Annotated in this window: 8 protein-coding genes; 7 read left to right on the forward strand and 1 reads right to left on the reverse strand. The window is 64.6% G+C overall.

Going from position 1 to position 9,098, the window contains the following annotated elements; genetic code table 11:
• Positions 1 to 1,082 precede the first annotated feature (1,082 nt).
• The 4 genes from VNH11_22340 to VNH11_22355 all read left to right on the forward strand — a co-directional run bounded on the left by VNH11_22340 (position 1,083) and on the right by VNH11_22355 (position 3,673).
• The gene (locus tag VNH11_22340; protein ID HVA49119.1) at positions 1,083 to 1,802 is read left to right on the forward strand and encodes a manganese catalase family protein; all 720 of its coding nucleotides are present in this window, start codon (positions 1,083 to 1,085) and stop codon (positions 1,800 to 1,802) included.
• A gap of 66 nt (positions 1,803 to 1,868) precedes the next feature.
• On the forward strand, positions 1,869 to 2,036 hold the full coding sequence (locus tag VNH11_22345; GenBank protein ID HVA49120.1) for a hypothetical protein: 168 nt from the start codon (positions 1,869 to 1,871) through the stop codon (positions 2,034 to 2,036).
• A gap of 9 nt (positions 2,037 to 2,045) precedes the next feature.
• Entirely contained in the window at positions 2,046 to 2,198 is a 153-nt protein-coding gene (locus VNH11_22350) for a hypothetical protein (protein ID HVA49121.1), read from the forward strand.
• 368 nt (positions 2,199 to 2,566) lie between these two features.
• Positions 2,567 to 3,673: a D-TA family PLP-dependent enzyme gene (locus tag VNH11_22355; protein HVA49122.1), complete on the forward strand. Its 1,107-nt coding sequence runs from the start codon at positions 2,567 to 2,569 to the stop codon at positions 3,671 to 3,673.
• Between the two features lie 58 nt (positions 3,674 to 3,731).
• On the opposite strand, the gene VNH11_22360 is transcribed toward VNH11_22355, so the two are convergent.
• Positions 3,732 to 4,394, reverse strand: coding sequence for a tetratricopeptide repeat protein (locus VNH11_22360; GenBank protein HVA49123.1), 663 nt, complete (start codon positions 4,392 to 4,394; stop codon positions 3,732 to 3,734).
• A 185-nt stretch (positions 4,395 to 4,579) separates the two neighbouring features.
• On the opposite strand from VNH11_22360, the gene VNH11_22365 reads away from it, so the two are divergent.
• The 3 genes from VNH11_22365 to VNH11_22375 all read left to right on the forward strand — a co-directional run bounded on the left by VNH11_22365 (position 4,580) and on the right by VNH11_22375 (position 8,300).
• The gene (locus VNH11_22365; GenBank protein HVA49124.1) at positions 4,580 to 5,542 is read left to right on the forward strand and encodes a class I SAM-dependent methyltransferase; all 963 of its coding nucleotides are present in this window, start codon (positions 4,580 to 4,582) and stop codon (positions 5,540 to 5,542) included.
• 249 nt (positions 5,543 to 5,791) lie between these two features.
• The gene (locus VNH11_22370) at positions 5,792 to 7,258 is read left to right on the forward strand and encodes a DUF1501 domain-containing protein (protein ID HVA49125.1); all 1,467 of its coding nucleotides are present in this window, start codon (positions 5,792 to 5,794) and stop codon (positions 7,256 to 7,258) included.
• Positions 7,259 to 7,307: 49 nt separating this feature from the next.
• Positions 7,308 to 8,300 (forward strand): class I SAM-dependent methyltransferase, encoded by a 993-nt coding sequence (locus VNH11_22375; GenBank protein ID HVA49126.1) that lies wholly within the window; start codon positions 7,308 to 7,310, stop codon positions 8,298 to 8,300.
• Positions 8,301 to 9,098 lie beyond the last annotated feature (798 nt).

The raw sequence follows: 9,098 nt of genomic DNA on the forward strand, positions 1-9,098 counted from the left end.
GCGGTCGTAGCCGTTGAACCGCGGGATGCAGGCCGATCATGCGGGCCGCTGCCGTGTCGCCGGGCTGGTCCGCGTCGAAGCCACAGTGGACTTCGTACCCAGAGCCGAGCAGGCCGGTAAGCCAGGGCGGATTGACGCGGAGACGCGCTTAGGATAGGCGAAGAACAGCATAGGCTACCTTCCCGTTTTTTGAGCTGGGGTGCGGACGAAACGCGGGCGCGCGGACGCTTTCGGAAAAGCACCATCGCGGGCCGACCTGCTGTGCAACTTTCGGTCCAATCGGAAGGCGGCTGGTTGTGCCTTGCAACGCGAAGGAGTCGGCCGATTCAATCAACCGCGGCCCATTCGCCGGTCAGAATGCCCAGCGCATAGCCGCCGTCGGGGACCGAGCGGGAAATCGGAGCCAGTCGGAGCGGTTCGCGGGATCGGGCGGGGAGCGAACCGGCTCGGCACGCAAGGGAAAGACGCGGAGTGGAAGGCAACTTCGGATTGTGGCGTGGGCTGAGCGGTCGCGATTTCGCGGCGGGGGTGAGGTGAGGGGCAGCTAAAGGGGACAGGTCGGACAGGTCCAATTCTAGAGAATTGGACCTGTCCGACCTGTCCCCTTTGTGCGCCGCCCTTTGTGCGCCGTGAAAAGGCGTGCGTTCTCAGCGGGTGAAATTCCCGCCCGGCAAAAGTCGCTCCAGCCGGTAGCAATCGGAGCGGCAGTGGAGGTAACGAAACTGCCGAAGCCTTCGGATGCAAAGGGTCGCCTCGGGCGACTCCGCGAACAGGCAGGCCATAACGCGAGTGAACACCGAGCAGGCCTTGAAACGGTCAATGTGGGAGCCGATCCGGCAAAGGCAAGGGGAAGGCCGCCGCTGCTGAGACGAGATGAGCGAAGCATCTCAGCGGTCCCACCGGGGTATTGGTGATGGCATGTCCCGCATCCCTGTGCGGGCGGGTACGCCGCAGCCGCGGGCAAAGTGCGTACCGTCCAACGCCGCGCCGCGATTTCGAATAAAATGCTCCGCTGGCCTGTTCGTTGCAGCACCGCTGCGGGCGCGACGAAAGAGATCCTCGAACCTAAAAGGAAATGCGCTATGTACCACCATGTCAAGAAGCTGATGTACACCGTGCGCGTCGACGAGCCCGATCCGGTCTTCGGAAACATGCTGCTCGAGCAGTTCGGCGGGGCGAACGGTGAACTGGCCGCGGCCATGCAGTATTCCATTCAGGGAATCAACTGCGAAGACCCCGCTCGAAAAGACCTGCTGATGGATATCGGCACCGAGGAGCTGAGCCATCTGGAAGTTATCGGCACGCTGGCGAGGCTGCACCTGAAGCCGATGAAGCAAGTGGCGAACGCGGCGCAAGCCGACCCGCTGATTGCAATTGCGGGCGGGGGCGGCGTGGCGCTTTGCAACTCGATGGGCAACTCCTGGACGGCCGACTATCTGAAAATCACAGGCGAACTCGACGTCGATCTGCGCAGCAATATCGCCGCCGAGGCCCGCGCCAAGATCGTTTATGAGCGCCTCATCGACCACTGTGATGACGCCGGCACCAAAGAAGCTCTGCAGTTTTTGATGACCCGCGAGATTACTCACATGAAAGCATTCATGGCGGCGCTGGAAAGCATGGGCAAACACCCGCTTTCCATCGGCAAAATCCCGCCCACGGCCGGGCTGGTCGATCAATACTTCAACGATTCCACCGGCGAAGGCGACTTCGGCGAGCGAGATTCGACCGGGCCATGGAACCAGAGCGACGGCTGGAAGATCGTCGAAGCTCCTGCCTTTAAGCGACTGGCGCAATCGTAAACTATTCCGCTCGGAAAGTGGGGAAACCAACCGGGACGCCGGTCCAACTGCCGGCGCCGGAAGATCATGAAGCCGAACCAAAGCGCAAACAATGCCACGTTGACCGCGACCGCGCCGATCGCCGCCGGCAGCACGCTGCCCGTGACCCGCACCAGCACCACGAACAGATTGCAACACATTCCGACGCCGAACGGAATCATCGCCCACAGCAGGATGCGGCTGGTGAACTGGTGAAACCTCTCCGTGGCTTCGCCCTGCTCAACGTACCGATGGTACGTCGCCGGCATCATGAGCATCAGCATGCTCATGCTCAACAGCGCCAGGCCGACAAAAAACACCCCTTTCGACGGCAGCGGCAAATCGGCAAATCCCTTCGAGAACGTCGCGCCGCCCTGAAACCCGATTAAGACCTGGATGCCGGGCAAGACCATCTGCCCCTGTGTTTGCCACCAGCTTTAGCTGGTGGGTAGCAGCCGTAATCAGCCAATCTTTGAGCCGGCGTTAGCCGGGCTTGTGGATGGCCGGCGGGTCTGATCCACGGGCTGAAGCCACGAGATAGAAGCCCGGCTGAAGCCGGCTCAAAGACTGTGTAGTTTTAACCGCAAACCACCCGCTAAAGCTGGTGGCAAACACGCCAGCGATGGGGAACCAACACCCGTGCGCACCGCAGCATAACGCGGGCTTTGCGCTCGCTGGTCCCGCCCTACCGTGCGTTCCACCCGCATCCCTCATCCGCTATGCTATGAACCATCAGGAGACCGCCCATGCCCGAACCTTGGTACCAAGTCGACGACGACCGGCGAATTCCGTCGCCCGCGCTGTTGATCTACCGCGAGCGCGTCGAAGAGAACGTGCGGCGGACGATCGCCATTGCCGGAGGCACCGAGCGGCTGCGGACGCACGTCAAAACCCACAAGATGGCCGAGATGGTCGCCTTGCAGTTGGCGGCCGGAATCGACAAGTTCAAATGCGCCACCATCGCCGAAGCCGAAATGCTGGCCCGTGCCGGCGCACGCGACGTGCTGCTGGCCTATCCGATCGTGGGGCCGAACGTCGAGCGGCTGGCAAAGCTTGCCGGCACGTTTCCCGACACCCGTTTCGCGACGCTGGCCGACGACGCCGAAGCCCTGCGCGAGCTTTCTGCGGAGTTCGCCCGGCAACCGCGGCCGATGGAGATTCTGCTCGACATCGACAATGGCATGCACCGCTCAGGCGTGGCGCCGGCGGCCGCCGCGCAGTTATATCGGCTGCTGGCCGATCTGCCGGGCGTGCGTCCCGGCGGTCTGCACGTGTACGACGGCCACATTCGCGACGCAGACCCTGTGGAACGTACGGCCCACGCGCAACGCGAATTCGCCGCGGTCGATGAACTGCGATACAAGCTTGCGGCGGCGGGGCTGCCGGTGCCGCGGGTTGTGGCGGGCGGCACGATCACTTTCCCGATCCACGCCCGGCGGAGCGATCTGGAGTGCAGTCCCGGCACGTGCGTGTTCTGGGACGCGGGCTACGGAACGAAGTTCCCGGATATTGACTTTTTGCACGCGGCACTGCTGCTCACGCGCGTGGTGAGCAAGCCCACCGCCGACCGACTTTGTCTCGATCTCGGCTACAAGGCGGTGTCGCCCGACAATCCGCAGCCGCGAGTTATCTTGCTCGATGTGCCCGATGCCGTGCCGGTCGTCCATAGCGAGGAGCACCTGACGGTGGAAACCGGCCGGGCAGGAGAGTTCAAGGTCGGCGACTGTCTCTACGGCGTGCCCTATCATGTTTGCCCGACTGTGGCCTTGCACCGCGAGGCGTTGGTCGTCGAGGGCGGCCGCGTCGTCAACCGCTGGCCGGTGGTGGCGCGCGATCGAGCGTTGACGATTTGACTTGGTGCTCTGTCAGTCGTCGATTGATGGATGGCGCTCCGCCGGAACGGTCGGCCGGCTACTTCTTGCCGAGCGTCCGTTCCAGCGCGGCGACGTTGGCGCGGACGCCTTCCAAGTTCGGGTTCAAGGCCAGCGCGCGGCGAAAACTTTCCAGCGCCAGACGCGGCCGGCCCGATTGCAAATAGCACTGGCCGATGCCCGACGCCGCTCCGAAATGATAGGGGTTGATCTCCAGCGCCTGGTTGCAGTCGGCGATCGATTCGGCATAGTTGCCGAGCCCGTACCAGGCAATGGCCCGCTGGTTCCAGGCCTCGGCAAAGTCGGGGGCCTCGTGAATCAGCGAGGTGGCACGGGCAATCGCCTCGTGGTAGCGGCGGCCCGTGTTGGCGCCCAGGATAAGCTGAAGCTGACGGCGTTGGTCGTCGTTGCCGGCGCGGCACCAGATGCTCCGCAGGGCTTCCTCGGCGGCGAGGCGGACACCGCGGTCTTCGTCCTGCAAGGCGCGGCCCAGCGCATGGTTGGAGCTGTAGCCGGCCAGGTGCCCCAGCACGAGCACGGCCGCGCGGCGCGTGACGCGCGAACCCCGCTCGGCCAGTGCTTCCAGCGTTCCGACCGTGTAGGCCCGCGAAACCTGGGCCACCAGCGCGCTGGCCTGTTGCGAAACTTGATACTCGTGGTAAAGGACTTCCAAGAGCGAAAGTCGCAAATTTTGATCACTCATGGCCCGTCAACTCCGCGAAACCCACTTCTGTCCCTTCCTGCCAGTGTAATCCGACGCCGCTCGTTCACCAGTCGGAAAAAACGCCCGCCAGCCCTGTGGGTTCCGCGTGAAATACGCTACAAACAGCAAGGCGAACGGGGCATCGAACCGTCGCCGCTCGGCTTTCTTTGGCAAGGGTCTGGTGCATGGCGACGAACGGCGGTGCGGGCGAGGAAATCAAATGCCGCCTCTGCGGCGGCAGCGTGCGGCCGGCGCTGGCCGACGCCGCCGACTCGCTCACCGGCGATCGCTTTTCGATCGCTCGGTGTTCGCAATGCGGCGTGGGGCAGACGGTGCCCTCGCCCGACGACCTGGGCCGTTTCTACCGGTCGTATCATGGCAACCGGCACGGCATCACGGCGGGCTATCGCGTTTGGCGGCGGCTGCGGCTGCTCAAACGCGTTGCCGGCGGCGGCAAACGGCTGCTCGACGTCGGCTGCGGCGACGGCGGCTTTCTGCGCGCGGCCCAGCGGCGCGGCTGGCAGGTGAGCGGCACGGAACTGGAACCCCGGCAGGCGCGATCGTTCGGTCTCGACGTGCGCGCCGAGATCGACGACTTCCGCGCGAGCGAGAGATTCGACTGCGTCACGTTCTGGCACAGCCTGGAACATTTGCGGCGTCCGCACGAGGCCTTGCGGCAGGCGCGCGAGCGGTTGCAGCCCGGCGGAGTGTTGTTGGTTTCCGTGCCCGATGCGGACGGCTGGCAGGCCCGCCTCTTCGGCCGCCATTGGCTGCACCTCGATGTGCCGCGGCACCTGTTCCACTTCAATCGACCATCGCTCGCCCGGCTGTTGGAGTCGACGGGCTTCGTGCTCGTCGGGCATTGGCATCATGAAATCGAATACGACCTCATCGGTTGGTCGCAAAGCGCGCTGAACCTCGTCGCCGCGGAACCGAACATTTTTCTGCAGTCCCTGATTCGCAGGCCCGTGCGGGCCGGCCGAACCGCGCGTGCGACGCACCTCGCGCTGGGGGCGGTTTTGTCGGGGGCCGCACTTCCGCTGGTGGCGGTCAGCAGTTGCCTGGGGCGGGGCGGCACGCTCATCGTGGCCGCGAAGCCCGTGGCTTCCGCGCCCGCCGCCGGTACAATGGAACCGGAAACATCGTAGCATCGCTTGGCCGCAGAGCGTATTCTGAAGGCCGCGGTGGTAGAGGCCAAGCTCTGCCCCAGCCACCGCCATCCATCAATCGACGACTGACAGAGCACTAGAACCAGTTCGCGCCGACCCAACGCAAGGTGCGGCGGACATTGCCCGCCGCGGGTTGCACCTGAACCCTGAACCCTGAACCCTGAACCCTTTGATGGTGGGCCGGCGCTCGCAAGCTCGCTGGTCTCACCCTACCAAGACTGATAACCCATGCCAACCAATCCCCAGCGCTCTTTCTGCGGCCGCACGCGCCGAGAGTTTCTTTGGCAAACCGGCGCGGGCTTCACGTCGGTGGCCCTGGCCGGGTTGCTTTCGCGGGACGGGTTCTTTGGCCCTTCGCCGGCGGAGGCTGCCGAGTCGTCGCCGCACGCGGACCCCTTGGCCCCCAAGCCGCCGCATTTTGCGCCCAAGGCCACCAGCGTTATCTTTCTCTTCATGTATGGCGGGCCGAGCCACGTCGATACCTTCGATTATAAGCCCGAACTGTTCAAGCTCGACGGCAAAACCATTCCGGTCAAAACCAAGGGCCGCGGCGGCGAGAAGAACGAAGGCCGCGTGGTCGGGCCCAAGTGGAGCTTCAAGCAATACGGCCAGTCGGGCCAGTGGGTCTCCGAGTTGTTCCCGCACCTGGCCGACTGCGTCGACAAGATCGCCTTTCTCAAGTCGATGCAGGCCGATTCGCCGATCCACGGGTCGGCCATGCTGCAAATGAATTCGGGCAAAATCCTCAGCGGCAGTCCGGCCCTGGGATCGTGGATCAACTACGGGCTGGGAACCGTGAACGAGAACCTGCCGGGCTTCGTGGTGATGCTCGATCCCAGCGGCGGGCCGATCAGCGGCGCCAAGAACTGGTCGAGCGGCTATATGCCGGCCACCTATCAGGGAACCGTGCTGCGCTCCAAGGGCGCGCCGATTCTCGATCTCGACTCACCCCAAGGCATGACGAGGCCGCTCGAGCGGCGCCTGCTCGACGCCCTGCGCGTCGAGAACGAAGCGCACCTTGCCGCGCGGGCCGGCAACACCGACCTGGCCGCGCGCATCGCCAGCTACGAGTTGGCTTACAAGATGCAGCGGCACGCGCCCGAGGCCGTCGACCTGGGCCAGGAAACGGAAGCCACCCACAAGCTTTACGGTCTCGACAACCCGCGCACGCTCGACTTCGGCCGACGCTGCCTGTTGGCCCGGCGGTTGGTGGAGCGCGGCGTGCGCTTCATCCAACTCTACTCCGGCGGCAACCACAGCGACTTCAATTGGGACGCCCACGGCGATCTGGTAAAGAACCACGAGTTTCACGCCGGCAACACCGACCGGCCGATCGCCGGGCTGATCCACGATCTGGAACAACGCGGCCTGCTGGAAAGCACGCTGCTGGTGTGGGGCGGCGAATTCGGACGCCAGCCCACCGCCGAATACGCCGAGGGAACGGGCCGCGACCACAATGCCTACGGATTCACGATGTGGATGGCGGGCGGCGGCGTCCGCGGCGGCCAGAGCGTGGGCGCCACCGACGAGCTCGGCTCGGCCGCCGTCGAAAGCCCGTTCCACGTGAAGCACCTGCACGCCACCATCTTGCACCAGATGGGAATCGATCCGAACCGTCTCTCCTATTTCCACGGAGGGCTCGATCAGAAGCTGGTCGGCGTCGAGCACGTCGAACCGGTCCGGCAGGTGATCTGACCGCAGCGTCCGGAAGCCCCGCCGACTGGATGAGCGGGCTATATACAAGATGTCATCCGATGAGCTTGGCAGGTTGGCCGGAGAAACAGGCGAGCGGCTCGTCGCCGACTTGGCGCGGGCTGAATTGCTCTCTGCCGGCTGGACCGACTGTGACGTTGGCTATGCCTTGCTCTCACGGGCGATGGACCGCTGCCTGGCGCGGCTGGCGGCGACGGAATGTTGGGGCAAGCGGAATCAGCTCCCCTCCGGCGAGCTGTGGACCGCGGCAGGGGCGTGGCTCGACGTAAGCTGGCTGCAGCACCAGGCGCGCATCAAGCCGCGCGGCTATGCGGGCGACTTTGAAATGTTCGACCGCTTCTGGCGGCGCGCGTGCTGCGAGCATCCGCTCGGTCGCCTGTTCGACCGTTATTTTCAGTGCCAGGCCGCCGTGGAAGCGGTGCGCGGCCGCACCGAACAGCTTGCCGCCTCGCTCGTCGAACGCGGTCTGGCCGCGGATCCACAAAGGTTGTTTCACGTCGCCAGCGTCGGCTGCGGGCCGGCGATTGAGCTGGCCCTGGCCGCGCAGGCGCTCGCCGGGCGCAGCGGCGCCCCGCTCAAATACACGTTGCTCGATCTCGACGAAGCCGCGCTGGTGCATGCTCAACAGCGGCTTTCGCCGTGGCTCGCGGCCGAGCAAATCGTCGTCGCGCGAGAGAATCTTTACCGGCTGGCCGACAGGCCGCGGGCGGCCGTCCTCCTGGACGGCGTCGACTTTGTCTGCTGCTCGGGCCTGTTCGATTATTTGCCCGACGACGCCGCGCAAAAGTTGCTGCGTTTCTTCTGGGAGCGGTTGAGGCCGGGCGGAATGTTGACCGTCGGCAACTTCGCGCCCCACAATCCGACACGGGCTTACATGGAATGGATCGGCAACTGGTATCTGCTCTACCGCACGTCGGGCGATCTCGCCCGGTTGGCGAAGGCGGGCGGCATTCCCGAAACGAGCTTCACCATTGGCACCGAGCGGCTGGGAATCGACCTGTTTCTGGAGGCTGTGAAAGCATAGTGCTCTGTCATTCGTCGATTGATGGATGCAGCGGTAGGGTGGGACTGGCGTGCGCAAAAACTCGCGGCCGACGAGCGTGTACTGACGCCAGTTTTGTTCCGACCGGATGCCGCCCGCTTGCCGGGCGGAGGTGTACGTTCTCACCCGAGCGCAGGCGACACGTTTGTCGCGTCCAACGAGGTGCGCGGCCAATCCTCTGTACGCAATCCCGGCGCGCCGGGATGCCGTTCCGCCGAATTGAGCGATTCGGTCTTTGAGCACTTTGAGCGCAGGCTGCACGGATCGGCTGGCGCGTGCAGGCAAAAGCGCCGCGCGCGGCGCGCTGCTTAACAAAAGCGCCGCGCGCGCGGCGCTTTTGTTTGGGCGCCGTCGCGGAAACGGGTGCGGCGTCGCCGGCGTGATCGCCGTAAATACTTTCGCTGATTAGAGTTGCGACGTTAGCTCCGCTGCGTGCCGCGCGGCGAACGCGATCGGACTCCGCAGGAACCGCGCCGGGCGGGTCACGGGACCACTTCCGTTTTCGCATTTCGCCTTCTTTCGGCCAGGCTCGTTGTCTCGTAGACTTGCGCCCATCCCAAAAGGCACCTGAGAGCACCTTGGCAATGGCCGATTTCGATAGCGCGTGGAAAGAAACGCTCGACACCTTGTTCGAGCCGTTACGTCTATAACTACCGGCTGTTCGATCGCTATAATCAAAAGGTGGCGAGCTTCGCGATCCTGGGCGACGACCGGCCGGCGTGGCGGCCCGACCGGTTCGGCTATGAGTTGTGGGGCACGGAGGTCGGCATCCGGTTTCCG

This window comes from Pirellulales bacterium (assembly GCA_035533075.1).
GTDB lineage: Bacteria > Planctomycetota > Planctomycetia > Pirellulales > JAICIG01 > DASSFG01.

Excerpts from the sequence above, each read along its gene's own strand:
- VNH11_22340 (HVA49119.1), top strand. The coding sequence starts at position 1,083 with ATGTACCACCATGTCAAGAAGCTGATGTACACCGTGCGCGTCGACGAG.
- VNH11_22360 (HVA49123.1), bottom strand. The coding sequence starts at position 4,394 with ATGAGTGATCAAAATTTGCGACTTTCGCTCTTGGAAGTCCTTTACCAC.
- VNH11_22370 (HVA49125.1), top strand. The coding sequence starts at position 5,792 with ATGCCAACCAATCCCCAGCGCTCTTTCTGCGGCCGCACGCGCCGAGAG.
- VNH11_22355 (HVA49122.1), top strand. The coding sequence starts at position 2,567 with ATGCCCGAACCTTGGTACCAAGTCGACGACGACCGGCGAATTCCGTCG.
- VNH11_22365 (HVA49124.1), top strand. The coding sequence starts at position 4,580 with ATGGCGACGAACGGCGGTGCGGGCGAGGAAATCAAATGCCGCCTCTGC.
- VNH11_22345 (HVA49120.1), top strand. The coding sequence starts at position 1,869 with ATGAAGCCGAACCAAAGCGCAAACAATGCCACGTTGACCGCGACCGCG.
- VNH11_22375 (HVA49126.1), top strand. The coding sequence starts at position 7,308 with ATGTCATCCGATGAGCTTGGCAGGTTGGCCGGAGAAACAGGCGAGCGG.